At 70.4% G+C, this 25,806-nt stretch carries 20 protein-coding genes and 1 pseudogene; 13 read left to right on the top strand and 8 right to left on the bottom strand.

Translation table 11 applies throughout. The features are described 5' to 3' along the window. Nucleotides 1-14 precede the first annotated feature (14 nt). From D458_RS0127660 to D458_RS0127650, 3 genes are all read left to right on the top strand, one after another. Nucleotides 15-623 carry a TetR/AcrR family transcriptional regulator gene (locus D458_RS0127660; RefSeq protein ID WP_017589968.1) on the top strand — a complete coding sequence of 203 codons (609 nt, stop codon included), beginning with the start codon at nucleotides 15-17 and terminating at the stop codon, nucleotides 621-623. 232 nt (nucleotides 624-855) lie between these two features. Next, the gene (locus D458_RS34395) at nucleotides 856-1,119 is read left to right on the top strand and encodes a hypothetical protein (protein WP_017589967.1); all 264 of its coding nucleotides are present in this window, start codon (nucleotides 856-858) and stop codon (nucleotides 1,117-1,119) included. Between the two features lie 171 nt (nucleotides 1,120-1,290). Continuing rightward, the gene (locus D458_RS0127650) at nucleotides 1,291-2,430 is read left to right on the top strand and encodes an undecaprenyl-diphosphate phosphatase (protein ID WP_017589966.1); all 1,140 of its coding nucleotides are present in this window, start codon (nucleotides 1,291-1,293) and stop codon (nucleotides 2,428-2,430) included. A 13-nt stretch (nucleotides 2,431-2,443) separates the two neighbouring features. On the opposite strand, the gene chrA is transcribed toward D458_RS0127650, so the two are convergent. After that, nucleotides 2,444-3,604: a chromate efflux transporter gene (gene chrA / locus D458_RS0127645; protein WP_017589965.1), complete on the bottom strand. Its 1,161-nt coding sequence runs from the start codon at nucleotides 3,602-3,604 to the stop codon at nucleotides 2,444-2,446. Nucleotides 3,605-3,651: 47 nt separating this feature from the next. On the opposite strand from chrA, the pseudogene D458_RS38115 reads away from it, so the two are divergent. After that, nucleotides 3,652-4,059: pseudogene (locus tag D458_RS38115) on the top strand (HAD family hydrolase); the annotation flags it as partial. A gap of 197 nt (nucleotides 4,060-4,256) precedes the next feature. Here D458_RS38115 and D458_RS34390 read toward each other — a convergent pair. Both D458_RS34390 and guaD read right to left on the bottom strand, forming a co-directional pair. After that, complete coding sequence (locus D458_RS34390; protein WP_017589964.1) at nucleotides 4,257-5,414, bottom strand: acyltransferase family protein; 1,158 nt, start codon at nucleotides 5,412-5,414, stop codon at nucleotides 4,257-4,259. A gap of 170 nt (nucleotides 5,415-5,584) precedes the next feature. After that, nucleotides 5,585-7,900, bottom strand: a complete 2,316-nt coding sequence (gene guaD, locus D458_RS35855; RefSeq protein ID WP_017589963.1) for a guanine deaminase — start codon at nucleotides 7,898-7,900, stop codon at nucleotides 5,585-5,587. A gap of 668 nt (nucleotides 7,901-8,568) precedes the next feature. Here guaD and D458_RS0127630 point away from each other — a divergent pair. From D458_RS0127630 to folE, 7 genes are read left to right on the top strand one after another with little or no spacing between them, the layout of a single operon-like run. Next, nucleotides 8,569-9,024, top strand: a complete 456-nt coding sequence (locus tag D458_RS0127630) for a pyridoxamine 5'-phosphate oxidase family protein (protein ID WP_017589962.1) — start codon at nucleotides 8,569-8,571, stop codon at nucleotides 9,022-9,024. Between the two features lie 40 nt (nucleotides 9,025-9,064). Further along, nucleotides 9,065-12,169: an amino acid adenylation domain-containing SDR family oxidoreductase gene (locus tag D458_RS0127625; RefSeq protein ID WP_017589961.1), complete on the top strand. Its 3,105-nt coding sequence runs from the start codon at nucleotides 9,065-9,067 to the stop codon at nucleotides 12,167-12,169. Continuing rightward, on the top strand, nucleotides 12,166-13,419 hold the full coding sequence (locus D458_RS0127620) for a cytochrome P450 (protein ID WP_017589960.1): 1,254 nt from the start codon (nucleotides 12,166-12,168) through the stop codon (nucleotides 13,417-13,419). The genes D458_RS0127625 and D458_RS0127620 overlap by 4 nt, the downstream gene beginning before the upstream one ends. 26 nt (nucleotides 13,420-13,445) lie before the next feature. Next, on the top strand, nucleotides 13,446-14,654 hold the full coding sequence (locus D458_RS0127615; protein WP_017589959.1) for a cytochrome P450: 1,209 nt from the start codon (nucleotides 13,446-13,448) through the stop codon (nucleotides 14,652-14,654). Nucleotides 14,655-14,685: 31 nt separating this feature from the next. Continuing rightward, nucleotides 14,686-15,321 carry a 7-carboxy-7-deazaguanine synthase gene (gene queE / locus D458_RS0127610; protein WP_017589958.1) on the top strand — a complete coding sequence of 212 codons (636 nt, stop codon included), beginning with the start codon at nucleotides 14,686-14,688 and terminating at the stop codon, nucleotides 15,319-15,321. A 47-nt stretch (nucleotides 15,322-15,368) separates the two neighbouring features. Beyond that, nucleotides 15,369-15,827 (top strand): 6-pyruvoyl trahydropterin synthase family protein, encoded by a 459-nt coding sequence (locus tag D458_RS0127605; RefSeq protein ID WP_026119738.1) that lies wholly within the window; start codon nucleotides 15,369-15,371, stop codon nucleotides 15,825-15,827. Between the two features lie 54 nt (nucleotides 15,828-15,881). After that, nucleotides 15,882-16,505: a GTP cyclohydrolase I gene (gene folE / locus D458_RS0127600; RefSeq protein WP_017589956.1), complete on the top strand. Its 624-nt coding sequence runs from the start codon at nucleotides 15,882-15,884 to the stop codon at nucleotides 16,503-16,505. Nucleotides 16,506-16,598: 93 nt separating this feature from the next. Here folE and queC read toward each other — a convergent pair whose 3' ends face one another. Continuing rightward, nucleotides 16,599-17,294, bottom strand: a complete 696-nt coding sequence (gene queC / locus D458_RS0127595) for a 7-cyano-7-deazaguanine synthase QueC (protein ID WP_017589955.1) — start codon at nucleotides 17,292-17,294, stop codon at nucleotides 16,599-16,601. A 426-nt stretch (nucleotides 17,295-17,720) separates the two neighbouring features. Here queC and D458_RS0127590 point away from each other — a divergent pair, with 426 nt between their 5' ends. Further along, entirely contained in the window at nucleotides 17,721-19,016 is a 1,296-nt protein-coding gene (locus tag D458_RS0127590) for an amidohydrolase family protein (protein WP_017589954.1), read from the top strand. A gap of 502 nt (nucleotides 19,017-19,518) precedes the next feature. Here the strand turns inward: D458_RS0127590 and D458_RS0127585 are convergent. Next, nucleotides 19,519-20,511: a zinc-binding dehydrogenase gene (locus D458_RS0127585; RefSeq protein WP_026119737.1), complete on the bottom strand. Its 993-nt coding sequence runs from the start codon at nucleotides 20,509-20,511 to the stop codon at nucleotides 19,519-19,521. 869 nt (nucleotides 20,512-21,380) lie between these two features. Here D458_RS0127585 and D458_RS0127580 point away from each other — a divergent pair. Next, a complete protein-coding gene (locus D458_RS0127580) occupies nucleotides 21,381-22,154 on the top strand; it encodes an SDR family NAD(P)-dependent oxidoreductase (RefSeq protein ID WP_026119736.1) in 774 nt (257 codons plus the stop codon). A gap of 300 nt (nucleotides 22,155-22,454) precedes the next feature. Here D458_RS0127580 and D458_RS0127575 read toward each other — a convergent pair whose 3' ends face one another. The 3 genes from D458_RS0127575 to D458_RS0127565 form a co-directional block, all read right to left on the bottom strand. Next, nucleotides 22,455-24,374: a S9 family peptidase gene (locus D458_RS0127575; protein ID WP_017589951.1), complete on the bottom strand. Its 1,920-nt coding sequence runs from the start codon at nucleotides 24,372-24,374 to the stop codon at nucleotides 22,455-22,457. Between the two features lie 203 nt (nucleotides 24,375-24,577). Continuing rightward, nucleotides 24,578-25,339 (bottom strand): MerR family transcriptional regulator, encoded by a 762-nt coding sequence (locus D458_RS0127570; RefSeq protein WP_017589950.1) that lies wholly within the window; start codon nucleotides 25,337-25,339, stop codon nucleotides 24,578-24,580. Nucleotides 25,340-25,411: 72 nt separating this feature from the next. After that, nucleotides 25,412-25,789 (bottom strand): MerR family transcriptional regulator, encoded by a 378-nt coding sequence (locus D458_RS0127565; RefSeq protein ID WP_017589949.1) that lies wholly within the window; start codon nucleotides 25,787-25,789, stop codon nucleotides 25,412-25,414. Nucleotides 25,790-25,806 lie beyond the last annotated feature (17 nt).

Here is a 25,806-nt window from a genome sequence, read left to right as displayed (position 1 = left end):
AACGGAGGTGCAGCATGACCGAGCGCAAACCCCGCAAGGATGCCGCCCGTAACCGGCAGGCCGTCCTTGCGGCCGCCGACGATCTCTTCTCCCGCTGCGAGAGCCCGGAAGGTGTCACCCTGGCCTCCATCGCAGCGGCGGCCGGCGTCGGTAAAGGCACGCTCTTCCGGTCCTTCGGCGACCGCACCGGACTGCTGCGCGCACTGTACGAAGCACGGCTGGAACCAGTCAGGAAGGCCGTTGAGAGCGGACCTGCGCCCTTGGGCCCCGCGACTCCGCCGCGGCAGCGCGTGCTTGCCCTGCTCGACACGCTCCTGTGCTTCAAACTCGACAACCGCCCCCTCATGCTGGCCCTGGAGGAGAGCGGGAGCGGCAGCCCGTACCAGGCGGATCACTACGAGCGGTGGCACGGCCTGCTGGACACCATGCTGGGACAGATTCCCGGCCTGACCGACAGCGACTTCACCGCTCACGCCCTGCTCGCGGCCGTCCGAGCCGATCTGGTCGAGCACCTGGCCGGGCATGCGTGTGTGCCGCGCGAAAGGATGCGGGCGCAGTTGGCGAACTTCACTGCCGGAGTCCTGGGCGCCGACCCTGTGCGGGGCCTGGCGAACGAGAGCTGATCAAGGGCCGGGGAGCCGACAACCGGCAAGAGCTCCTTCGGAAACCAGGGGCGTCCGATGCCTCCGGGCTCGTGTTTCGTCTCGGCGGCCGTGAAGGCTCGGGAGGATCGGCGCCGGGTACGGGATCTCGAGGCGGCGTCCGGAGTGTGGCCCGACGCTCCGAAGAAAGCTCAGTGTTCATTGAGTGAACAGATGCTGAGCAGAAGCCACGATTCGATCGCCTTCACCTCGGGTGCACCCGACGTTCGTGGTCGACGTCCACTCGCGCCGGGTGGCGGGCCGGCGGGTATCGGGGTCGCCGCGCACCGGCCTGGCTCCGGGCGCGTTGGAGATGGTCGTGTGGAACCGGTCCCATGGCGGCCGCCGGAACGACGGGCTGGTTCACCACTCCGAGAAGGGCGTGCGCCATCTCGCGGTGCGCTGCACCCAACGGTCGGCCGAGGCGAAGGTCTTCCACGACCTCAAGACCGCCCTCGGCCTCGCTCGGCATCCATAGGACCGTCCCGGCACGAAACGATATCGGGATACGATGCCCCAGCGCGCAGTCCGGTGGCTTCCGACGGACCGGCCGGAGCCCTCGCCGCCGCACGGAGCGCGCACCCCACGAGCCGTGCCCAACGCACCAGAGCGCAGCCACGACGGCGACGATGAAACAGAAGGCCCTTCCGTGTCCCTCCTCGAAGCGATCATCCTCGGCCTCGTCCAAGGGCTGACCGAGTTTCTCCCCATCTCCTCCAGCGGGCACCTGCGCGTGGTGTCCGCCTTCTTCGGCTGGCCCGACCCCGGGGCCGCCTTCACCGCCGTCAGCCAGATCGGCACCGAACTGGCCGTGGTGATCTACTTCCGCCAGCGGATCTGGGCGATCCTGTCCACCTGGGCCAGGTCCCTGTTCGACCGGGACCTGCGCGGTGACATCAACGCCCGCATGGGCTGGTACGTCATCCTCGGCTCGCTCCCCATCGTGGTCCTCGGCCTGCTCCTGGAAGACCAGATCGAGAGCGTCTTCCGCGACCTGCGCCTGGTCGCGCTGAACCTCATCGTCTTCGGGGTGTTCCTCGGCCTCGCGGACCGGTACGCGCGCAAGCGCCGGGAACTGGAGGACCTGAACGTTTCCCGGGGTATGGCGTTCGGCATGTTCCAGGCGCTCGCGCTGATCCCCGGTGTCTCCCGCTCGGGCGGCACCATCACGGGCGGGATGCTGCTGGGGTTCAAGCGCAAGGACGCCGCCGAGTACGCCTTCCTGCTGGCCCTTCCCGCGGTCTTCGGATCGGGTGTGTACAAGCTCACCGACATCGGCGGCGACGAGTACGCGGGCTGGGGCGCCACCATCGTGGGCACGGTCGTGGCGGGCGTGGTCGGCTTCGTGGTGATCGCCTGGCTGATGCGGTTCATCTCCACGCACAGCTTCATGCCGTTCGTCTACTACCGGGTGGGCCTGGGAATCCTCATCCTGGCCCTGGTCAGCTGGGGCGCGCTCGACCCGCAGGGAGGCGCGGAGTCGCAGCAGGGCCGCAGTGAGATCGTGGCCGAGTCGCAGGCGCCGGAGGACGACGAGGACTCCCAGCGCACCGAGGCCGAGCCTTCCCCCGAACCCTCGCCCGAACCGACGCAGGAGCCGACGCAGGACCCCCGGATCGACCCGGCGACCGGCTGGGAGATCGATCCCGCTTCGGGACTGCCCCGCAACCCCGACACCGGCCTGCTGCACGATCCCCTGCTGGGCATGGACGTCGACTACGACTCCGCTACCGGCCTGGCCACCAACCCGATGACCGGGGAACAGTACGAACCCGAGCCCGTCGGCTGACCCCGGGTCTCACTCACAGGAGCAGGAGCCCGATCGCGCTGGCCGCGAGGACGACGGCCCAGGCCGGGGCGCGCCACACCGCCAGGGCCACGAACGCCGCCGCGGCCAGGGCCATCGTCGCGGGGGAGACCACGCCCTGGGTGAAGACCGGGTCGTACAGGGCCGCGGCGAGGACACCCACCACCGCCGCGCCGGCCCCGGCCATCGCCTGCCGAGCACGCGGGTCGGTGCGCATCCGCTCCCAGTACGGCAACGCGCCCACGACCAACAGCGCCGAGGGCACGAAGACCGCCACGAGAGCGATCGCGGCCCCCAGCAGCGGGCTCCCGGCGACCGGCATGAGGGCGCCCAGGTAGGCGGAGAAGGTGAACAAGGGTCCCGGCACGGCCTGGGCGGCGCCGTACCCGGCCAGGAAGGACTCCTGGTCCACCGCGCCGCCACCCACGACCTCGGCCTCCAGCAGGGGCAGGACCACGTGGCCGCCGCCGAAGACCAGTGATCCGGCACGGTAGAAGCCGTCCGCCGTCCCCGCGGCCGTACTGCCGGTCAGGGCCGCCAACACGGGCAGGCCCATCAACAGGACGGCGAACGCGGCCAGGCACGTCAGGGCGGTTCGGCGCCGGACGGGGACGGCGGGGCCGCTCGATTCCCGCTCAGCGGGCGCCGTCGTGAGCCAGAGCGCTCCGATCAGGGCACCCGCCGCTATGGCCGCGACCTGGCTCAGGGCCGAGGGAAGCAGGAGGACCACCACGAGGGCGGCCACGGCGATCGTGGCCTGGCGCCGACCGGAGGCCAGGTTCGCGGCCATGCCGAGCAGGGCGTGGGCGACCACGGCGACGGCGGCGGCTTTGAGGCCGAGCAGCCACCCGGCGCCGGGCTCGGCGCCCAACGCCTGCACCCCCAGAGCGAAGGCCACCAGCAGCAGCGCCGAGGGAAGGGTGAAGGCCACCCAGGCAGCGGCCATCCCGGCGTATCCGGCGCGGCGCAGACCGATGGCCATGCCGACCTGGCTGGAGGCGGGCCCGGGCAGGAACTGGCACAGCGCCACCAGGTCGGCGTAGGCGGCCTCGCCGATCCAGCCCCGGCGCACCACGAACGCGTCCCGGAAGTAGCCCAGGTGCGCCACCGGTCCACCGAACGAGGTCAGCCCCAGGAGCAGGAAGACCCGGAACACCTCCCACGGGCTTCCGCCCGCCTGCGAGCCTTTCCCCGGTATGCCCTGTGCAGGGCGTTCATCGGGGGGATCCAGCGGTGGGCTCATGGGCGGGGTCCTTCACGGTGGGTCCGGGGCCAGGCATCGCGTCCCGACATCGGAAGACGATACTGAAGACGGATGTGAGGACACCGTTCAGGGGCGCTGTGAGGCGAACGAGCAAGCCCGGGTGGGAGGTCGCACCCGAACGGAGTGAGAGAGCTGCGGGGAAGGCTGTGTCGTCCCCGTTCCAGGCGAGGGCCCGGCAAGGGGGTCGGCCCGGGGCCGCCGGAGTACTCGGTGTCCTCCACCTCGAGGACACCGTCGAACCGGGCACGCGCGAACGGTTCGACCAGCTGCGCGCCATGGGCAGCCGCACCGTGGTGGTGACCGGTGACCACCGGCGTACCGCCCAGGTCATCACCCGTGAGGCGGGCGTGGACGACGTCCCGGACCGAGCGCGGCCCGGGGGCCGGTTCGCGCTGCTCCGGCGCGAGCAGGCCGGAGGGCTCGTGGCCGTGGCGCGACGGCACCAACGACGCATCTGCCCTGGCCACGGCCGACGCGGCCGAGGACCTCGCGCTCCTGCCGACGGTGTTCGCCGGGGCCTTTTCGGCTCCGGACGTCCTCATCGTCAGGGGGCTGGAGTGCTTCCGTCCGCGCCTGTGCGTGGCCGCTTCGGCCGGGACGCCCCGAACCTGCGCGCTGTCGGCTGCTCGACGAAGCGGAAGAGCAGCCACGCGAGGGCCATGGAGGCCGCCACCTGGAGTACGAACGCCCCGGCGGCCCCGGGAACGCCGTGGAACAGGTGGGAGCAGTAGTGCTCGAACAGCAGCAGGACCGGATAGTGGGTGAGGTACAGCGCGAACGAGATCCGGCCGAGGTGGAGCATGGCCGGTGTCCGCCACAGCGAGGGTGCCCGGCGCAGGTCGAGTGAGGCGGTGCCGAGGACGATCAGCGCGGCGGGGACGACGCTCAGCGCCGCGAAGGTGAAGGGGCGCGGGACCAGCGGTGCGGCGGCGACGCAGGCGAAAAGGACGAGCGAGGGCAGGACGACCCCGACCCTCGGGGCGAAGCCGTGGTGCATCGCGCGCGCCAGCAGGATGCCCAGCAGGAACTCGGGCAGTCGGCTGGCGGGGGAGAAGTAGGCGAGCCAGAACGCTTCCAGTGGTACGTCGATCCAGCCCGGGGCCACGGGCGGTCCGGTGATGGCCGTGGCGGCGGCCGGAAGCGCCCAGATGACAGCGATCGTTGCGGCGATCGGGAGCGGCAGCCACCGGGCCGGGATCCGCCGCACCAGAGGGATGACCAGGGGGAAGAGGAAGTAGAAGAAGAGCTCCACGCTGAGCGACCAGCTCGGCGGGTTCACGCCGTAGAGGAAGGCCGGGTCCAGGACCCAGGTGTGGACGAGCAGCAGGTTGGCGAGGGCCGGCCCCGGCGCGGGCACTCCAGCCGGGGTGAACCCCGGTGCCGGTGACATCGCGGTGGCCGCGAGCAGGACCAGCATGGCCAGCCACACCACCGCGTGGCTGGGGACGATTCTGAAGAACCGTCGGCGCCAGAACACACCGGGCGCTTCCTCCGGTTGAGCCGACCACGTGAGTACGAAGCCGCTGAGGACGAAGAAGAACGACACGGCGACCATGGTCAGCGTCACCGACCACAGCGTCGGGTGCATGTGCCCGACGACCACGGCGAGCGCCGCGGCGAACCGCAGACCGGTGAGCGATTCCAGCCTGCGGGAAGGCGGAGGGAGGCCGGACCCTCGGGACGGCTCAGCCGGGGGCACCATGAGGAGACCTCTCATCCATTTCGTCGCCGGCATCGGACCGGGTGTGCCAGGGCGTGACCGGGCCCCTTCCTCGGGGCGCCTGCCCGGTCCCGGACCGGGCAGGGCGGCCCCCGCGGACACCGGCGTCCGGTGGTGTACGGCACCGGTGACCGCAGGGGGCGCGGTACGGTTCAGCCCCGGTGGACGCAGAACAGCGGGCCGTGGTAGGCGGAGACGTCGAACCCCGGAGAGGAGATGGCGTCCCCGGCCCGTACGGGCCGACTCCACCCCTTCCCCTTGTCGTACCGGGTCCACCACAGCCGTCCCCAGCCGCTGGCGTCCTCCTGGTGGAAGACGCAGTACAGGTAGTCGTTGTAGCGGGTGATCGCCGGGGTGTACGAGGTGCGGACGGGGTTGCCGTCGACGTCCTCGATCCGCCGGCTCTCGCTCCAGTTCCCCGACGCGCTGTCGTAGGTGAGCCAGTGGAGCTGGTCGTCCCCGCGGTCGTGGACGCAGTAGAGCTGGTCCTTGAACCGTTCGACCACCGGGGGGCGGGAGGAGGTGAATCCTCCCGGCACGTCCCGCTCGGTACTCCACTCCTTGGAGCCGGTGTCCTGGGTGAGCCAGCGCAGCCGGCCCTCCGCACTCCTCAGGACGCAGTAGAGGAGGCCGTCGTAGACGGTGAGGGACGCGCCCGATGCCCGTACCTCCCGGCCGTCTGCCGCCTTGACGACGCGGTCCGGCGACCAGCCGGTCTCTCCCTCGATGTTGTAGCGCGCCCACCAGAGCCGTGTGTCGGAGGAGGTGCGGTGGTGCACGTAGTACAGGTAGTCGTTGGCGTGGGAGACCGCCAACGGCCCGTGACTGGGCACCGGATCGCCGAGCGCGTCATGGAGCGCGCGGTCGCCCCGCCAGGCACCGGTGTCCTTGTCGTAGACGTCCCACCACAGGGACTCGTCGTGGAACGTGTTCTGGTGCAGGCAGTACAGGCGGCCCTTGTACGCCTCGACGCCGGGCGCGTAAGGGGACCACGCGTTCGGCACCTCCAGGTCCTTGGACCAGCCCGCGCTCTCCTCGTACGTGAGCCACCGCAGTCCCATGTCGCGTGACTTCGTCCATCGCCGCTGCCGCTTGCGGTCCGGTTTGGCGTCCAGGCACGGGTTGCGCTCGTGCGCGAGGCGACCGCTGACGTAGGTGGCGGCCACGGCCCGGTCGTCGCCCAGCTGCGCGAGGGCGAAGAGCAGGTCGTCCACGGTTTCGCTCGTGGCCGTGCGTGTGGCGAGCAGCTGGGTCGCTGAGGGGTCCAGGACCACGAAGTCGGCCTCGTTGCCCGGAGCGAGCGAGCCCACGACCCCGTCCAGGCCCATGGCGCTCGCCCCGCCGAGGGTCGCCAGGTAGAAGAGCTTGGTCCCGTCCATGGGTGTCACACCGAGCTGGCCCACCTTGTAGGCCTCGTTCGCGGTCTGGACGAGCGACAGGCTGGTGCCGGCGCCCACGTCGGTTCCGAGGCCGGTGCGCACGGGGTGCCTCCGGTCCGTGGCGCTGCGCATGGGGAACAGCCCGCTGCCCAGGAACAGGTTGGAGGTGGGGCAGTGCGCGACCCCGCTGCCGGTGGCGGACAGGCGCCCCCACTCCCGTTTGCCGAGGTGGACCGCGTGGGCGAAGACCGCCCCGCGGCCGAGGAGGCCGAAGTGCTCGTAGACGTCGACGTAGTCCTCCCGTTCGGGGAACAGCGAGCGGACTTCCTCGACCTCCTCCGCGTTCTCCGCCAGATGCGCCTGTAGGAGGGTGCCGGGGTGTTCGTCCCACAGCTTCCCGGCCAGCCGGAGCATCTCACCGGTGCAGGCCAGGGCGAACCGGGGCGTGATGGCGTAGAGGCTTCGGCCGACACCGTGCCATTTGCGGATGAGCGCTTCGGACTCCTCGTAACCCTGGAGGGGGGACGCGTCCAACAGGTCGGAGCGGGCGTTGCGGTCCATGAGGACCTTGCCCGCCGCCACCCGCATGCCCCTGCGGGTGGTCTCCTCGAACAGGGCGTCGACCGAGGCCGGGTAGGTCGCGCAGTTGACCATCGCGGTCGTGGTGCCGTTGCGCAGGATCTGGTCGCAGAACAGTTCCGCGGTTCGGCGGGCGTAGCCCGGATCGGCGAAGCGGACCTCCTCCGGATAGACGTGCTTGTTCAGCCATTTCAGGAGCTGGTCGCCGTAGGCGCCGATGATCCGGGTCTGCGCGTAGTGCACGTGGAGGTCGACGAACCCGGGCAGGATCACCTTGTCCCGGTAGTGGACGACGGTGGTGCCCGTGGGAAGGCGGCCGATCAGCCTGTCGTAGGGCCCGGCGTCGGTGATCTTGCCGTCCTGGCAGACCAGGAGGCCGTCCTCCACGTACTCCAGCGCCTGTTCGCTGGAGGTGTGGAAGGGATCGGAACCGAACCAGACCAGGGAGCCGCGGACCGCGGTGACGGTGGGGCAGCCGCCGGTTCCCACGGGGGCGGTGGGGTCGTTCATGTTCGGCCTCCCTCGCGAGCGCCCACCGGCCGGCCGGGCTCTCGCGTTCTCGTGGTGCCGTGCGCCATGTCCGCCTCCTCGCGTCGGTGTCCGCGGTGATCCGCGGTCAGTAGCCGCGAGTACCCAGAGGTCGGCGACCGGGAAACGTCCGTGCCCGACACCGAGGCGGGCGGGGGTGGTTGTGCGGTGTTCGTGCCTTTTGTTGCGCGGCAGTCACGGGAAACGGACAGGACGAAGTGCGGAATCCTCCTCGGCTCGAATGGAATTCGTCCGGTCGGTCGTGTCCGGTGTCCGCGGGGTCCTGTTCCTGAGAAAGCGACGGACTGTGCGGTTCCGCCCCCGACGTGAATATTCTTCTTTGTCTGTGAAATGAGAGTTTTTTGGCCTCGTGGGACTGTGGGGAAATGAGGAAAGGCGGAGGGGTCTCCCGCTGGGTGGCCTCGGAAGATCTGGTTGGGTCCGGTATTTGCAAAAGGAGAGCCGAAACGGGTTTCCTGCGCGTGTGCATAAAGTGAAAATCGGTACTTTTCTTCCTCCGGCGAGAGAATGAACGTTCTCATCTGTTGTCCTGGCGGGTGCTGGCGGGGAGAGTGGGAGGTGCGCGGCGCCTTCCCTTTCCGTGGCCGTGTTCGTCCTCGTGAAGACCCTTTTCAATTCAAGAGGTTTCCATGCTCCCCACCATGTCCCGTGCCGAGCGAGAGGCCTTCCTGGCCGACGTCCACGTCGGTGTCCTCGGCGTGGACGATCCCAGGAACGGCGGGGCTCCGCTGGTGGTCCCCATCTGGTATTCCTACGCGCCCGGCGAGACGGTCGTCGTGCAGACGGGCCGTGACTCGGTGAAGGCGCGTCTCATCCGCACGGCGGGCAGGTTCAGCCTGTGCGTCCAGCAGGAGGCGCCCCCGTACCGCTACGTGAGCGTGGAAGGGCCGGTCGTCCACGTGGCCGATCCGGCCGACCCGGCCGACCGGGAGGCCATCGCCGTCCGCTACCTGGGGGCGCGGGAGGCCGAGGTCTACCTGGCGGCGACCGCCGACCAGCTCACCGACGACATCACCCTCCGGATGCGCCCCGAGCGATGGCGAACCGCTGATTTCACCTCCTTCTCGGAGTCGGTGTTCGCATGAACCCCTTGACCGCGCGGTTCGACGAAAGGAACCCCACGTGATGACGGGACCGGCCATGGGCACGGTGTCGACGACGGACCTGCGGGGCCCCGCCACCGACTTTCCCCGCGATGCGCTCCTGCACGAACTCTTCATTGACTGTGCGGGTCGGAACCCGAACGCTCCGGCGGTCCGCCACCGCGGCCGGGAGCTCTCCTACGCGGAAGTGGACCGCCGGTCCCGGGAGCTCGCGGTGCGGCTCCTGACGGCCGGCGTGCGCCGGGGCGACGCCGTCGGCGTGTGCGGCAGCCGTTCCGCCGAAGCCGTCATCGCCTTCCTGGGGGTGTTGCGCGCCGGCTGCGCCTACGTGCCGATGGACGACGACCTCCCCCCGGCCCGGATCAACGCCATGGCGGAGGACGCCGGTGTGCGCGTGGCGGTCGTCCTGCCCGGCTCCGTGTGCCGAGTGCGGCGTCTGGCGGCCCGGATCGATCTGGGCACCGCGGGACCGCCGAGTCCTCAGCAGCTGCCCGCGGCCGACACCACCGCGGACGAGTGCGCCTATGTCATGTTCACCTCCGGCTCCACCGGCCGGCCCAAACCGGTCGCGGTGCCGCATCGGGGGGTCGTACGGTTGGCGGCCTCCGATCCGAGGCTGCCCCGGCCCGGCGTCGGAGACCGCGTTCTGCACGGGTACAGCCCCTCGTCGGACGCCTCCACCATCGAGATCTGGTCGGCGCTGGTGGGCGGCGCCTGCCTGGTCGTCGTCGACCGTGAGGAACTGCTCTCGCCCGAGGCGCTGCACCGGAGGCTGCGGGAGGAGGACGTCGACATCGCCTACCTGACGACGAGTGTCTTCCACCACGTGGCACGGACGGTTCCGGAGGCGTTCGCCGTACTGGACTTCGTCTCGGCCGGCGGGGAGGCCATGGACCCCGGCCTGGCACGCGCGGTGCTGCGCACCTGCCCGAACACCGAGGTCGTCAACTTCTACGGCCCCACCGAGAACACGGTGGTGTCCACGTTCCACCCCGTCAGCGGCCTGGACGACGAAGCCCGGTCCGTGCCCATCGGTACTCCGCTGGCCAACTCCAGCTGCCGCGTCCTGCGCTCCGACGGCACGATCGCGGAGATCGGGGAGGAGGGGGAGCTCCTCGTCGGCGGTGACGGCCTGGCGCTGGGCTACCTGGGCGACGCCCGGCTGACCGACGAGCGCTTCGTGGAGCTCCCGGACGGCGAGCGGTTCTACCGGACGGGGGACCGGGCCCTCCTCGACCGCGAGGGGCGGCTGGAGTACCGGGGCCGGATGGACCGGCAGGTGAAGATCCGCGGCCACCGCATCGAGCCGGACGAGGTCGAGGCACGCCTGCGCGCGCACCCCGACGTGGCCGACGCCGTCGTCCAGGTGCGTTCGGCGCACCTGGAGGCCCACATCGTCCCCGCCGACCCCGGGCGCGGGATCGAGACCGCCGGGCTACGCGGGTTCTGTGCCTCATGGCTGCCCGCGGCCGCCGTACCCCGTGCCTTCCACACCTGGGAATCGTTCCCGGTGTCCGTGGCGGGCAAGGTGGACCGCGCCCGTCTCGCCGCGGAGGCCGCGGTGGAGGTCGAGCCCGTCCCTCCCGGGCCCGAGGGGGGAGTGAACAGTGTGCGGGACGGTGTCGTCTCGGCCTGGCGGGCCACGGTCGGGGTGACCCCCGAACCCGGGGACGACTTCTTCCTCATCGGGGGCGACTCCCTTCTCGCGGCGGAGGCCGTGAACCGCACCCGGGCCGCGCTGGGGGTGGGAGCCGAACACGGCAGCGCGCTCATCCGCGCCCTGATCGAACGGCCCGAGCTGGAGGAGTTCACCAGGAGCGTCGGACGGCTCCTCTCCGGTTCCGTCGACGTCGCCCCCGAGACGTCGACCGACTTCGAGGTGGAGGCACGCCTCGGGCTCGACCTGCCGCCGCAGCGGGGGCCCGCGCCCGACCCGGGCGATCCGGCGGAGGTGCTGCTCACCGGGGCCACCGGTTTCGTCGGCGCCTACCTGCTGGATCGGCTGCTGTCGCGAACCGGGGCCCGTGTGCACTGCCCGGTTCGCGCCCGCGACGCTCAGCACGCCCACCGCAGGGTCCTGGCCAACCTGGCCCGCTACGGACTGTCCGCGCCGGGAGACCAGGACCGCCTCGTCTGCTTCCCGGCGGACCTGGGCGCCGAACGGCTGGGACTGGACGAGTCACACGCGGCTCACCTGGCGGATCGGCTCGACCTGATCCTGCACTCGGGGGCGAGGGTCAACTTCGTCTATCCGTATTCGGCACTGCGGGCGACCAACGTCGAGGCGACCCGTGAGCTCGTGCGGTTGTCCGCGCCGCGCCGAGTGCCCGTCCACTTCCTCTCCACCATCGCCGTCCTCGCCGGGTTCGGCAGCGCCGGGGTGGGGCACGTGGCCGAGGACACGCCCCTCGCGTACGCCGACCGGCTCACCATGGGCTACGCCGAGAGCAAGTGGGTCGCGGAGCGCATGCTGGGTGAGGCGGGCCGGTCGGGGCTGCCGGTGACGGTGTACCGGCCCTACGAGATCACCGGGGACCGGGAGAGCGGGATCTGCAACACCGAGACGGCGATCTGCTCGATGTTCAAGATGATCGCCGAGACGGGGGTGGCCCCCGATATGGACCTGCCGATGGACTTCGTGCCGGTGGACCACCTGGTCGACACCATCCTGCACGTGGCCACGGGGTCCTCCCCGCCCAGGCCCGTCTACCATCTGACCAACCCGCGCCCCGCCCGGCTGTCCGACGTCGTGCGGCGTATGCGCGCCGCCGGGTGCCGTATCAGGACCCTGTCCTACCAGGACTGGGTCACCGAGCTGGTGCGTCATGTCGCCGAGGACCCCACCAGTCCCACCGCTCCCTTCGTGTCCCTGTGCGTGGACCGGGGGAGGGGAACCGACCTGTCCGTCAAGGAGCTGTACCTGGAGGAGGTCTTCCCCGGCCTGGGCAGGGCCAACGCGGAGGCTGCCGTGGCCGAGGCGGGCTTGACCTGCCCGCCGGTCGACGACGCCCTCATCGACCGCTATCTGGACTTCATGTTCGGCTGCGGTTTCATCCGCAGGCCCTCCCGGGTCGAGCCCGTAGCGGTGGCTCACGCGGGCACAGCGCTGTCGAGGGGGCGAGGATGAACGCCGCCACCGACCGGGTGCCGGAACTCCCCCTGGTACCCCAGGCGGAGCCCGGATCCGCGGGATCCCCCTGCGCCTACGCCGCTCTGAGGGCCGAACGTCCGATCTCCCGTGTGCGGCTGCCCACGGGAGAGCCGGTCTGGCTGGTGAGCCGGTACGCGGACGTGCGGGAGGCGCTCGCCCATCCGAGGCTGGTCCGGCCCGTCATCGCGACCTGGCCGCCGCAGGACGCCGAACCGTGGCCCCGGAAGGTGCTGACCCTGCTGGAACTGCGCGGGGACGTCCACAAACGGGTACGGGGGGCGGTCGCCCCCGCGTTCACACCACGGCGTCTGGAGGCGCTCGCCCCCCGGATCCGGGCGGTCGCCGACGAGCTCGTCGACGAGCTGCTTCGCGAAGGGCCCCCGGGGGACCTGGTCGAGGGCTTCACCGAACCGTTCCCACTGCGCGTGCTCTGCGAGTTCCTCGGTGTCGACCCCGCTGAGTGCGCCGCCTTCACCGAGCACACCGAAACGGTCCTGGACGCGACCCGGGTGCCCCTGGAGCGGACTCTGCGCGCTCTGGACGCGTTGCGGGACTTCGCCGCCGACCTCGTCGACGAGTGCCGGCGCGGCGGCGGAAGCGGGCTGCTGGGGCAGCTGGCCCGGGCCGCGCGGGACGAGGGCGGGCTCGACCGCGACGACCTGATCAGCGTCACCATCAGCATGCTCATAGCGGGGTACAAGACCAACGTCCAGCACTTCGGCTCGGCGCTTCCGACCCTGCTCGAACGCCCCCGGCTGTTGAGCCGCCTGCGCCTGCACCCGGACCTGATACCGGACGCCGTCGAGGAGCTGCTGCGCCACGTCCCGCTGATGAACGCGATCGTCGTCCTGGTCGCGACCGGGGACCTCGAACTCGGAGGCCGACACATCCGCGAGGGCGAGGCGGTCATGCCGGTCATCGCCTCCGCCAACCGGGACGCGGAGACCTTCGGCCGGGCCGACGAGTTCGATCCGGAGCGCAGCCCCAACCCGCACCTGGCCTTCGGCAGAGGACCGCACTACTGCCCCGGAGGGCACCTGACCCGGATGCAGTTGCGCATCGCGCTGGAGACCCTGCTCGCCCGCCTGCCGGGTCTTCGTCCTGACACGGCCGTGGACCGGCTGGAGTGGGACGAGGACGCGCCGCTGCGCGCTCCACTGCGGCTGCCGGTCCGCTGGGACCGGTGCTCGTCCGGGTCCCGTGGCCCCGGCGGTGTCCGCCCGTGACCAGCAATCCTGAGAGGAACGCAGAGATGACAGCCATCGACCCGGGCCTGCCGCGCTACCCGTTCAGCACCCGGGGCGACCGCCTGGCCGAGGAGCTGCGCTCCGGGTGCCCGATGCTTCGCGTCACCACGAACGCGGGAGACGAGGCCTGGCTCGTCACCGGCCACGCCGAGGTCAGACAAGTGTTGTCGGGGGCGCGCTTCGCGCGTGCCCAGGTGGCCGACGGGGACAGCCCGGTGCAGGACGTGCCGCTCCTGGCCCCGGAACTGCTCGACGCGATGCCGTACCTGCGCAGGGCGGGCATGTACGACGAGATCCAGCGCTCCCTGCACGACATGGCGGATCTGCCCGATCCCTGGCTGCGTGCCGTCATCCAGGAGGCGGTCGAGGAGACGGTCGCCCAGGGGGCGCCCTGTGACCTGCAACGCCACTTCTCCGAACCCGTGGCCGGTCGGGTGATGTGCCGCCTGTTGGGCCTGCCGGAGTCGGACCTGTCAGAGCTCAAGGTCTGGGCCGACACCGATCTCACCATGCGGTTGCCCGAGGAGACGGTCCACCGCAACTGGGGGCGGCTCCGGGACCACATGCTCGAACAGTTCGAGCGCGACGGTCTCGCCGCAGCCACCGGTCTGCTGCCGAGGCTGGTGACGCGCAACCGGGGGGAGGGGGCCCTCACGCCGGAACAACTCGCCAACATCCTCGGTGTCGTCTTCGTCGCCGGATACGAGGACCTGGCCAGCTTCCTGGGCGTGGCGTCCTTCCACCTCGCCCAGATGCCGCAGGTCCTCGCCCGCCTGCGCGGTGAACCGGAAACGGTCGACGGCGACGTGGAGGAACTGCTGCGCTACAGCGTGGTGCTCGGAAACGCCTTGGCCCGGATCGCGACCGAGGACACCGACCTGGCCGGACACAAGGTGCGTACCGGCGAAATGGTCCTGGTCTCCACCGACGCGGCCAACTTCGACACCGCCAGGTTCGCCGAACCCCACGCCTACGACCCCGGCCGGCGCCCCAACCCCCACGTGCGGTTCGGCCACGGGCCGAACTACTGCCCCGGAGCCCGCCTGACGCGCCGGGTGAGCGCGCTCGCCTTCGTCGCCCTGGCGGGCCTCGGGGACCTACGGCTCGCGGTACCGCCCCGGGAGGTCGAATGGGTCCCCGACCGGATGGCGATCACACCCGTAGCGGTGCCCGTGCTCTGGGAGGACCCAGCCGCGACGGCGCGAGCGCGATGACCGATTTTTCCGCCCAGCACGAGGAACAGGGATGACGTACCTGGTCAAGGAGATCTTCTACACCCTTCAGGGAGAGGGCGCCCACGCGGGCCGTCCCGCCGTCTTCTGCCGTTTCTCCCGGTGCAACCTGTGGACCGGGAGGGAGAAGGACCGGCACCGGGCGATCTGCAAGTTCTGTGACACGGACTTCGTGGGCACCGACGGGCAGAACGGCGGGCGCTTCGCCACCCCGGAGGACCTGGCCGACGCCGTGGAGGCGCAGTGGTCTCCGCGTACCGCCGAGCGACGGTTCGTCGTCTGTACCGGGGGAGAACCGCTCCTACAGCTCGACGAGCCCGCGATCGACGCCCTGCACCAGCGCGGATTCGAGGTCGCGGTGGAGACCAACGGGACCCGGGTCCCCCCGCGGGGCATCGACTGGCTGTGTGTGAGCCCCAAGATCGGCTCCACGCTCGTCGTCGAGCGTGGCGACGAGCTCAAGCTCGTCTATCCGCAGGAAGGCGGGGAGCCCGAGCGGTTCGAACACCTGACCTTCGGATCCTTTCGGCTCCAGCCCATGGACGGGCCCGAGACCGCCGCCAACACCGAGGCCGCGCTCAAGTACTGCATGGACCATCCGCGCTGGAGCCTGTGCCTGCAAACCCACAAGTACCTGGGGATCGAATGACGGAAACCACGAGCACCGCGACCCGGACCGACCGGCACGGAGTCACCGTGCGACACAACTTCGAGACCGCGCACCGGTTGCCGCACCTGGGCGGGAAGTGCACGAACCTGCACGGCCACTCCTGGTGGGTCGAGGTGTCCGCGGTCGCGCCGACGCTCGACTCCGGCACGGTCGTCGAGTTCGGCACCTTCAAGTCAGCGCTGCGCTCCTGGATCGACACCTATCTCGACCACGGGGCCATGCTGGGCTTCGACGACCCGATGGCCAAGCTCCTGGCCGACCACGGCAGCAAGCTGTTCCGCTTCGGGGCGCCTGACCCGCTGCCGGCCGAGGAACCGGCCGGCGATCTTCCCCACCCCACGGTGGAGGCCGTGGCGGTGCTTCTCGGACGGGTGGCCGAGGAAGCCCTGTCCGGGCTGGCGCACGTGCCCGGGGCCCGGATCGACACGGTCAGCGTGACCGAGACGCACGTCAACAACGCCGTGTGGCGGAACGGGCCCCGGTGACCGAGCGGCCACCCCTGTCCCTCGAGCACAACCAGTGAACTAGGAGCCGCATCCGTGACCACCACGACCACAGAACTCCCGGAGCACACCGTTCCCGATGTCCACGAGGCGTCCGCCGTCGGTCACGCTCGTGCGATGCTCGTAGCCCTCGGTATCCGATGCGACACCGACTCGATGCACCGCACCCCCGAGCGCTACGTGCGGGCCATCGCGGAGATGACGCACGGAATGCGACTCGACCCGGCCCGGCACCTGGAGGTGCAGTTCCGGCCGGAGTCGGCCAACCAGGGGGTCATCGCGGCTGTGAACGTGCCGTTCGTGGCCCTGTGCGAGCATCACCTGCTGCCGTTCCCCGGCCGGGCCACGGTCGCCTACCTGCCCTCGCCCGGGGCGCCCATCGTCGGCCTGTCGAAGCTGGCCCGGGTCCTGCAGGAGTACGCCGCGCGCCCACAGGTGCAGGAACGGATCGGGGAGCAGACGGTGGCGGCGCTGGTCAAGCGCCTGGACGTCCGCGGTTCGGCCTGCCTCATCCGATCGCGACACGCCTGCATGACCCTTCGGGGGGTGGAGGCGCACGGGGCCTCGATGCTCACCACGCACCTGGCCGGTGAGCTCGAGTCCGATCCCGCGCTGCGGGCCCAGGTGCTGTCCTACACGCCCACGTGCGACTCGGAGTAGTCGCACCGCCGACCGGCCGGGTGGAACGGTGTCCCCGTTCCACCCGGTCCGCGTCCGGTCAGGGCACGTGACCGGACGCGGGTCCGCGCGGGCCTAGACGACCTCGGAACGCCAGAACGCCGTGTCGGCGTAGGAGGTGGGATCACTCAGGCCGGCTACGTGGAAGGCCTCGGCGCGCTCGACACAGGTGCCGCACCGCCCGCAGTGGGTCTCCCCGCCCTCGTAGCAGGACCAGGACAGGTGCACGGGGGCTTCGACCCGGTGGCCGAGCGCGGCGATCTCGGCCTTGGCCATGTCCACGAACGGCGCGGTGACGGTGACCTGCCCGTCGGTGCCCGCCTCGGCGGCACGGGCGACGGCCTCCACGAACTCGGGCCGGCAGTCGGGGTAGACGGGGTGGTCGCCGGCGTGCACGGCGGTGGCGACACCGGAGTGGCCCCGCGCCGAGGCGACACCGACTGCGACCATCAGCAGGATGGCGTTGCGGTTGGGGACCACGGTGGCGGCCATGGTGGGTTCCGCGTAGTGGCCGTGGGGCACGTTTCCACCGTCGCTGGAAGGGGTCAGGGCACTGGTCAGATGCGAGCCCAGCACGGACAGGTCGATGACGTCGTGGCGCACGCCCAGCGCCGCCGAGACCTCCGCGGCGGCCTCCAGCTCACGGACGTGGCGCTGCCCGTAGTGGATGGTGAGGGTGTCGACCGAGTCGGCACCGTGTTCCCGGACGATGGAGGTGGCGAGCACGGTGGAGTCCAGGCCTCCGGAGAGCAGGACGGTGGTATTGGCCAAGGGAATTGCCTTCCTTTGATCGAGTACGTGTCGAGGGTGAACACGAATTTCCGTTTTGATTGGATTTATCTCGTTCGTTTGCTCGGCATGCGCCGGTGGCGCGTTTCCTGTATAACACGGGCGAAGCATTCTGTGTTTTAATGATTTCCCATTATGGGGTCGGGTGGGTCTCCGAAATGCGAAACCCAGGTGTTCGGCCGGGTTCGTCCGATCCTTTTCCGGGTGTCCTCGGCCGACTCCCTTGTCCGGGCGCCGGGCGGCCGGGTTCAATGGTGGAGTTCCGGTGTGGTGCTGCTTGCTCACCGGTCCTAGGAAATGCGATGCATGGTTTCATTGCGCGGATTCGGGGGGCCGGCCGTTCCTCCACGGCCGGCCGTGTACATGCGTTCGCCCGGTGAATCGTGCCGAATCGAAAGGGGTGGTCGTATGAGCGCCGCCGCACACACCGGTGGAATCCTGCTGCGTGACGCGGCCTTGGTCCTGACGATGGACCCGGCGTCGGGAAACGGGCCCCTCGGAGCGCTGGAGCACGCCGACGTCCTCATGGAGTCGGGCGTGATCACCGCGGTCGGTGCCGCGATCCGTCCCCCGCCGGGCACGGAGACGGTCGACGCGGGCGGGCGCCTGGTGCTCCCCGGCTTCGTGGACGCGCACACGCACCTGTGGCAGAGCGCCATTCGCGGGCGCGGTTCCGCCCTGGGTTTCTACGAGTGGTTCAGCGCCTGTGTGTGGACGGCGGTGCCGAGGATCGGACCCGAGGACATGTACCACTTCGTGCGGCTCTCCGCGGCCGACACCCTCCAGTCGGGCACCACCACCGTGGTCGACTGGGTCCCCGCCCTCGACTATCCCGTCTCGGAGGCCTACGTCGAGGCCGTGTCGGACAGCGGCCTGCGCTTCGCGCACGCCACCTACCAGGAACTCCCGGATATCGAGCTGGTGTCCAAGGTGCTGCAGGACCTCGTCGGGCCCCACCCGCTGGGCACCGGGCAGGTGGCCACGTGCGCCACCCGGCAGGATGCGGAACAGGTGCGCGTGCACGCCGAACTCGCGCGGGAGTTGGGGGCGGTGCTCAACCTCCACCTCCTCGAAGATCCCACCGACCGGCTCGACGACCCGGTCTCCCTCCTGGCGGAGTCCGACGCCCTGGGGCCCCGCACCCTGCTCAACCACGTCATCCACGTCACCGAGAACGAACTCGACCTGTTGGCGGGCCACGGGGCCGCGGTGGTGCACTGCCCGTTGAGCAACATGCGGTTGGGCACGGGGGTCATGCCGATCGCGAAGGCGCATCGGCGCGGTATGCGGATCGGGCTGGGGCAGGACGGGGGCGCGAACGACTCCGGGGACATGTTCGCCTCGATGAAGGCGGCCGTGGGGCTCCACCGCGCCGTGTCCCTGGACGCCTCGGCCTACCCCGGACCGGAGGAGGTCCTGTACATGGCGACCATGGGCGGAGCCCGGGCGATCGGGGAGAGCGACCGTATCGGTTCGATCACCCCGGGCAAACGGGCGGACGTGATGGTGGTGGAACCCAGGGCGCTGAACTTCGCGCCCCGCGGTGACTGGATCGCCCAGCTCGTCTTCAACGGCCGTCCCGAGAACGTCACCGACGTGTTCGTGGACGGGGTGGGGCGCAAGCGCGGGGGCGAGCTGACCGGTACCGAACCCGCGCGTCTGGTCGCCGGGGCCGAGGCCGCGGCCCGCCGCGTCTGGTCCTGACGGGCCCCGGTGCCCGCTTTGTGGCGCGCGGTACCGTGAGCCGGTGAAATCACCGATTTCTTCCTCGTTCTCCGAAGAGGGGGAGAGCGCGCCGCGGTTCGCTGCTCTTCTCCTCCCGGCGGCCGGGCCCGGACGCCGAGACCAAGGGTGCCGCCGCCGTCTGGCGTCTGCCCGAGCACGGCGACGGTGACCTGGCCACCAGCCTGAGCTCTGACACCACCGACCAGACCCAGACGTGCGGCGTCACCGACGTCCTTGATGGCGACCGTATCGAGCATCAGCTGTCCAACACCGCCCGGGGCCGACAACCTCGCCTCGGACGGGGAACGCACCAGCTTCGTCCGGGATCCGAACGGTGGACTGATCTCGATGGTGTCGACCTTCTTGCCCGCGTCCTTCTTGCCCGCGTCACAGTCCCGGTTGGGTCGGCCGACATCAGCGACCCAGCCGTCCCGGGCCGGGACGGCCGGGTCGCTCAAGACGAAGGCGTCGCCCGGCGGGGTTACTCGTCCAGGGGGTGCACGGCGATGGCGATCTTGCCGCGGGGGCGTTTGCGGCCTTCGCCGGAAGAGCCGCCCTCCAAGAGCGCGTGCGCCTGTGCGATGTCGGCCAGCGGCAGCACAGCACCGATCACCGGCCGGAGTTCGCCCTGGTCGACCAGGTGGCCAAGGGCCTCGAGCTTCGCCCTGCCGGGGCTGACGAAGAGGAGGTGGTAGGTCGCGTTCAGCCCCCACGCGGCGAGCAGGTTCTGGGGTTCGGGGGTGTCCACGATGGACACCACCCGGCCTCGGTCGTTGAGGACCTCCGGGCTGCGGGTGAGGGTGTCCCCACCCACCGTGTCCATCACGACGTCCACCCCGCCCAGCTCACGGACCCGCGGCACGTAGTCACCGGCCGAGAAGTCGATCGCGACGTCGGCTCCCAGGCCGGTGACGAACTCGTGATCCCTGGCCCGTGCGGTGGTCACCACCTCGGCTCCCAGTGCTTTGGCGAGCTGGATGGCGGCCGAGCCGACCCCGCCCGCTCCACCGTGCACCAGGACCCGTTCCCCGGCCTGCACCCCGGTGCGTTCGACCAGCGCTTCCCAGACCGTCATGCCCACGAGCGCGAGACCGGCGGCCTCGACGTGTGACAACCGTGCAGGCTTGCGGGCGACCAGGGACTGGTCGACCACGTGGAACTCGGCGTAGGTTCCCTGGCCGGCGAAGATCGGCGCCAGGTACCAGACCTCGTCACCCGGCTGGAAGTCGTTCGCCCCGGGGCCGGTCTCGACCACCACGCCGGACACGTCGTTGCCGATCACCGCGGGCAGCGCCATCTGGTCTCGGTAGTCGCCGCGCCGGGTCTGGAGGTCGAGGGGGTTCACGGACGTGGCCAGCACGCGCACCAGTACCTGGCCGGGGCCGGGGGCGGGTCTCGGCAGCTCTCGGCCGGCGAACGCGGTGTCGGCGTCACCGAAGCGGACGAGTTCCATCACACGCATCGAAGTAGACATGCGCCGACCTTAGATCGTCATATCACGAATTGTCAATATGATTCAGATCGCCATATCCCGAATCGTCGATGAACGCGCGTCACGATCGCCACATGTTCTCGGAAGCGGAGCTGACGGCTGTGTTCCGGGCCCTGTCCAACCCGGCCCGCCGCCAGATGCTGGTGTGGCTCAAGGAGCCGATGAGCTTCCCCGGCCAGGAGAACGGGGGCCGACCGCAAGGTGGTTCGGGCAGCGCTCGCTCAGGCCGAGATCGAGCTCCGTCGCTGAGCGAGGAGCGCGCACCGTGCGCGAAGCCCGCTCGGCCCCAGGCGTCCGAGCAGACCGGCTTCGGCGCGATGCGGTCTGGTCGGCCGGCACGACGAGTGGCGCTCGGCCGACCGACGCCACTTCAGCGAGAACTCCGCGAAGATCATCACCGACATCCCCAGGACGTGGCCGCCGGCTGGGATCGACGCGGCATAGACTCAGCCCACCGACCCGCACCGCGGCCGAAGAACTCACCACACTGCGGGACGTCACCTTTGCGGGGTGAGAGGCAAAGCATGCGGAGTCGACGGGCTCCGGCGTGCTCAACACGGTTCTGCCGCTGTCTGGGGGGCCGGATGGTCGGTGTGGGCCCTCGGGCAGCCGAGCCCCGGCGCAGAGGTGTGTGCGGCGCTCACCGAGACGACGGACCCCGGGGGTGGCCCGCGGACCTCGTCTCCGTGCGTGGTGGGAACGAACGTGTGAAGACGTTCGCCGAAGGGCCCATCGGGTGGGGTTCATCGAAAAAGGCGCGCGTGGGGAACCCGGTCCGCATCGGAAACAGTGCCAGGACGTTGACCGCGGTGGAGATTGTGCGGTCGTACAGCTGAACGGAAGGTCTCACCATGACCACTCAAAGGCAGCGAGTCGCCATCATCACCGGTGCGGGAAGCGCACGGGGAATCGGGTTCGCGGCAGCCCGTCTTCTCGGCTCCGGCGGAAGCCGTGTGGTTGTCACGTCGACGACGGATCGCATCTTCGACCGGGTCGCGGAACTGCGCGCCGCCGGTATCCGAGCGGAAGGGGTGGTCGCTGACCTCACTGATCAGACCGGTGTGGACGCCGTCGTCACGTGCGCGTCGGATGCGTTCGGCGGCGTGGACATCCTCGTCAACAACGCCGGAATGACTTCCGTGTCCGACTCGTATGCTTCGGGCGCGGTCGGCGGTCTGCCCCTCGACCACTGGCATGCCTCGCTCGAGCGAAACCTGACCACGTCGTTCCTGATGACCCGCGCGGTGGCGGGCTTCATGCGGGCTGCCGGCTACGGCCGCATCGTCAACGTGTCATCGGTGTCGGGGCCCGTCGCCGCTTACCCCGGCGATGTCGCCTACCACGCGGCGAAGGCCGGCATGGTCGGACTGACGCGCGCGACGGCGATCGACACGGCCGCGGCGGGCATCACGGTGAACGCCGTCGCTCCGGGGTGGATCGACACTCCGTCCGCCTCCGACCACGAGCGGGCGATGGGCGCGGCCGCACCCGTCGGCCGGTCCGGCACCGCGGACGAGGTGGCGTCCGTGATCGCGTTCCTCGCAGGTGAAGGCGCGTCGTACATCACGGGTCAGCTCATCACGGTCGACGGCGGGAACTCCATCAGCGAGGAGCGCGGGCGTTGAGGCCCTGAGCGAAGCCGCCACCGCGCTTCGACGCGGTTGCGGCGTACTCCTGCGCCAACGCGCGACCTTGTGAACTGAAGGGTCGGGGCTGACACCCGGACGCCGTGTTCGAGGGGGCGGGAAAGGCCCTTCTCTTCGCCAGGTTGCTTCTTGGATTTCAGGGATGTCTGAGCGGTGACTTCACCGATGCCGTCCCCGGTGTGTCTTCCGAGGTCGGAGTCGACGTGAAACTCCGCTGGAGCCGAGGCGGTCTGCCGGGGTCCCGCGGGGTGTGGTCGCGGGACCCCGGTGGTCGGCGGGTCAGATGGTGGTCGAGGACCGTCCGCCCAGGTGCCGGGCCAAAAAGCGCTCGAGCCTGCCGTACAGCTCGATGTTGCTGTCGGCGTTGACGAACCAGTGCCCCTCGTTCTCGTTCAGCAGGTACTCGACCTCGGCGCCACGGGCGCGCAGAGCCTCGAAGACCCGGTCGGCGTGGCGGCGCGCCACCCGGACGTCGTTGGCGCCGTGGATCAGCAGGACCGGCGCGGTGATGTCGTCGACCCGGCTGATGGGGGAGCGGGCCAGCATGTCGGCCCGATCCTCGGGGACCTCGGGGTCACCGAAGTAGCGCAGGTAGTTGTTCACGAGGCTGCGGCGGGCGAACGGGACGATCCCTTCGGTCAGCTCGGCCAGGTCGCTCATGCCGGTGTAGCTGACCGCGGCGGCGAACCGGTCCGGGGTGAACGCGGCGCCCACCAGGGCGGCGTAGCCGCCGTAGGAGGAACCGTAGATGCCGACCCGGTCGGGGTCGGTGTAACCCTTGGCGACGGCCCAGTCCACGGCGTCGAGCAGGTCGTCGTGCATCTTGCCCGCGAACTCACCGATCGCGGCCTGGGTGTGCGCCTTGCCGTATCCGGTGGAGCCGCGCATGTTCACCTGGAGCACCGCGTAACCGCGGTTGGCCAGCAGCTGCACCTCGGGGTCGTAGACCCAGCTGTCGCGATACCACGGCCCTCCGTGCACGAGCACCACCGTGGGCAGTTCGCGCTGTCCGCCACCGACCGGCAGGGTCAGGTGGACGGGCAGGGCCAGGCCGTCGCGGGCGGTCAGCGTGACGGGGGTGACCGGGGCCAGCTGGGCCGGGTCCAGGTGCGGGAAGGGCCGGAACAGGCACCGAGCCCGCCCCGTGCCGTGGTCGTAGAACCAGGTCACACCGGGGTCGCGGTCATGGGTGAAGTCCACGACCCACTTCTGGCCGGTGGCGTCGCAGGACACGAACGCCAGATCGCCGTCGGAGAGCTCGGTCAGGTGCGGCAGGACCTCGGCGAAGTGCGCGTCCAGCGGGTGGATCTCCTGGCGGGCGCCGAGGTAGCGGGCACCGAGCAGTTCCCCGGTGGTCGAGTGCACGATCACCGATGAGGGGTAGCGAGGGTCGGCCTCCGGGCGCGGGGTGTCCAGGTCGAAGGCGGGGTGGCTGTCCACGTCGGTCCGCTCGCCGGTGTCCAGATCGAGGTGGACCAGGCGCGTGCGGTCCGAGCCGTGGGCCGAGCCGATCCACAGTCCGTTGCCGTCCGGGGTGGGCACGATCGGCGTGATCCCGAAGGGCGCGTCGGTGCCCAGGAACCGTGCGATCGGGCGCGGCTGGCCCTGGTCCCACCGCGAGTAGACGTGGTCGCCGTTCTCCTCGATGGTGTGGGACACCACCCGGCGGCCGGTGGCCACCCAGCCGAAGACGTCGCCCGGGTTCTCGGCGACAGTGGTCAGTCCACCGGTGTCCAGGTCGAGTTCGAACAGGTCGACCAGGTCCGGGCGGCGTTTGTTGAGCTGTACGTACGCCGTCCCGGGCCGGTTCGGGTGGAGAGACGCGCCGAGCAGCCGCACCCCTTCGTAGGGGGTGAGGTCGGCCTCGGGTTCCTCGGGGCGGGTGAGGTCGACCCGGTACAGGTGGGCGTTCTCGTCGCCGTCCTTGTCCTGCTGGAAGAGCAGGTAGCGGCCGTCAGCGTTCCAGAAGGCGGCCTCGATGTTGCGCTGGGTGTTGGCGGTGACGCGCCGCGCCCCCGAGCCCTCGGTGTCGTCGGGGGTGGACCAGTCCGAGTCCAGGTCGCGGACGAACACGTTGAGCCGCCCTTGCCAGGGGGCGAGGTAGGCGACCTGGGTGCCGTCCGGGGAGAGCACGGCCCGGCTGCGGGCGGGCGGGGCGAAGAACTCTTCGACGGAGATCAGCTTCGACGGGGCGGTCATGGCGGGTCCTCACGGTCGGTGGACGCGGACATCCCCGAGTGAAAACTCCGACGTCGCGTCGGAGTCAAGGCTGCATTTCATTTTCTTGGTCACAGTGCTCGGCGGGGTCGGGGCAGGGCGAAGCGCCGACCGGCAGGCGGGCCGCAGACCATTCGGGCCGCACAGGGGGCGGAGTGAGCCCGGCCGCCGTGTTTGGAGCGCGTTCAGTCCTGTCCGGTTCCGGCCGACCGCTGCTCGTGCTCCAACCGATGCAGGATCCTGCGCATTACCCGGTGCTGGACGGGTTTGAGGGCCTGCTTGTTCAGTTCGTCCAGCAGGGCCGAGACCTTCGAGTCGGGCGCGGACGAACTGGCCAGTCGCGCTGACAGCGGTTCCAGCTCGGTGACCCAGGCGTCGATCAAAGCCGCGACCTCCTCGTCCGGGGTGTCGGACCCGAGGGCGTAGAACCGCGCCGTGAGCGGTTCCAGCCGCTCGAGCATCTTCCTGTCCACCTCGTCGAGCAGGAGGGCGAGCCCTGTCGGGCCGTCCGTGTCGAGCAGGTGCCCGAGCAGGATCAGCTGTTCGTGTTCGTGTCGGGCCATCTCCTCGGGCACCCCGGCCTCGGGGCCGGAGCGCAGCACCGACAGCTCCGGGGGCAGGTCGGGCGGTGTGCCGCTGCTGCGCAGGGCGGCGATGTCGGCCCGTCGGGCGTTGAGCCGTTCGATCTCGGCGGCCGCCTGGCGGTCGAGATCGTCCAGCAGCGCCTCCGTGGCCGCCGGGTCATCCAGCACCGACGGGAGCACGGACAGGGGGACGCCCAGTGCGGTCAACCTCGTGATCCGCAGGAGTCGTACGAGGTCGCCGACGTCGTAGCGCCGGTAGCCCCCGGCCGAGCGCGGGGGTTCGGGCAGCAGCCCGATCTGGTGGTAGTGGCGCAACGTGCGGACGGTGACCCCGGCGAGTTCGGCGAGTTCACTGCTGAGCATCGGACGGCTCCTCGGAGTTCGGAACGCACGGCGCGTGACGGTCACACCCGGCGGAGGGGAAGGTCGAGGGGATCAGCCCGCCTGGCTCCCCGGCAGCCGCGCGCGGTGCTCGCGGGCGGTGTCCATCAGGGCGTCCAGGGCCTTCCGGGCCCGTAGGAGATCCTCTATGTCGCTGGTGATGCGCCGGCGCTCCTGGGCCAGGCGTTCCATCGCGCTGTCGAAGGTCTCCTCGAGAGGTGTGTCGAAGCAGGGCATCATCTCGGCGATGGCACGGCTGGTCGCCCCCGTCGCGAGGAGTCGGCGAACGAACTCCACGCGTGGGACGGCGTCCTCTGTGAAGTGGCGCTGCCCGCTGGAACTGCGGGTACTGCCGATCAGGCCCTTCTCCTCGTAGTAACGCAGCAGTCGGATGCTCGCCCCGGTCCGTCGTGAGAGCTCCCCGATCCTCATGCCGATCCCTTCGTCAA

The organism is Nocardiopsis ganjiahuensis DSM 45031 (assembly GCF_000341085.1).
Taxonomy (GTDB): Bacteria; Actinomycetota; Actinomycetes; order Streptosporangiales; family Streptosporangiaceae; genus Nocardiopsis; species Nocardiopsis ganjiahuensis.
The sequence above is the reverse complement of the archived record's forward strand: the minus strand, read 5'-3'. Positions and strand labels throughout refer to the sequence as shown.

Excerpts from the sequence above, each read along its gene's own strand:
- D458_RS0127660 (WP_017589968.1), top strand. The coding sequence starts at position 15 with ATGACCGAGCGCAAACCCCGCAAGGATGCCGCCCGTAACCGGCAGGCC.
- D458_RS34390 (WP_017589964.1), bottom strand. The coding sequence starts at position 5,414 with ATGGTGCCCCCGGCTGAGCCGTCCCGAGGGTCCGGCCTCCCTCCGCCT.
- guaD (WP_017589963.1), bottom strand. The coding sequence starts at position 7,900 with ATGAACGACCCCACCGCCCCCGTGGGAACCGGCGGCTGCCCCACCGTC.
- D458_RS0127630 (WP_017589962.1), top strand. The coding sequence starts at position 8,569 with ATGCTCCCCACCATGTCCCGTGCCGAGCGAGAGGCCTTCCTGGCCGAC.
- D458_RS0127625 (WP_017589961.1), top strand. The coding sequence starts at position 9,065 with ATGACGGGACCGGCCATGGGCACGGTGTCGACGACGGACCTGCGGGGC.
- D458_RS0127620 (WP_017589960.1), top strand. The coding sequence starts at position 12,166 with ATGAACGCCGCCACCGACCGGGTGCCGGAACTCCCCCTGGTACCCCAG.
- D458_RS0127615 (WP_017589959.1), top strand. The coding sequence starts at position 13,446 with ATGACAGCCATCGACCCGGGCCTGCCGCGCTACCCGTTCAGCACCCGG.
- queE (WP_017589958.1), top strand. The coding sequence starts at position 14,686 with ATGACGTACCTGGTCAAGGAGATCTTCTACACCCTTCAGGGAGAGGGC.
- D458_RS0127590 (WP_017589954.1), top strand. The coding sequence starts at position 17,721 with ATGAGCGCCGCCGCACACACCGGTGGAATCCTGCTGCGTGACGCGGCC.
- D458_RS0127585 (WP_026119737.1), bottom strand. The coding sequence starts at position 20,511 with ATGTCTACTTCGATGCGTGTGATGGAACTCGTCCGCTTCGGTGACGCC.
- D458_RS0127580 (WP_026119736.1), top strand. The coding sequence starts at position 21,381 with ATGACCACTCAAAGGCAGCGAGTCGCCATCATCACCGGTGCGGGAAGC.
- D458_RS0127575 (WP_017589951.1), bottom strand. The coding sequence starts at position 24,374 with ATGACCGCCCCGTCGAAGCTGATCTCCGTCGAAGAGTTCTTCGCCCCG.
- D458_RS0127570 (WP_017589950.1), bottom strand. The coding sequence starts at position 25,339 with ATGCTCAGCAGTGAACTCGCCGAACTCGCCGGGGTCACCGTCCGCACG.
- D458_RS0127565 (WP_017589949.1), bottom strand. The coding sequence starts at position 25,789 with ATGAGGATCGGGGAGCTCTCACGACGGACCGGGGCGAGCATCCGACTG.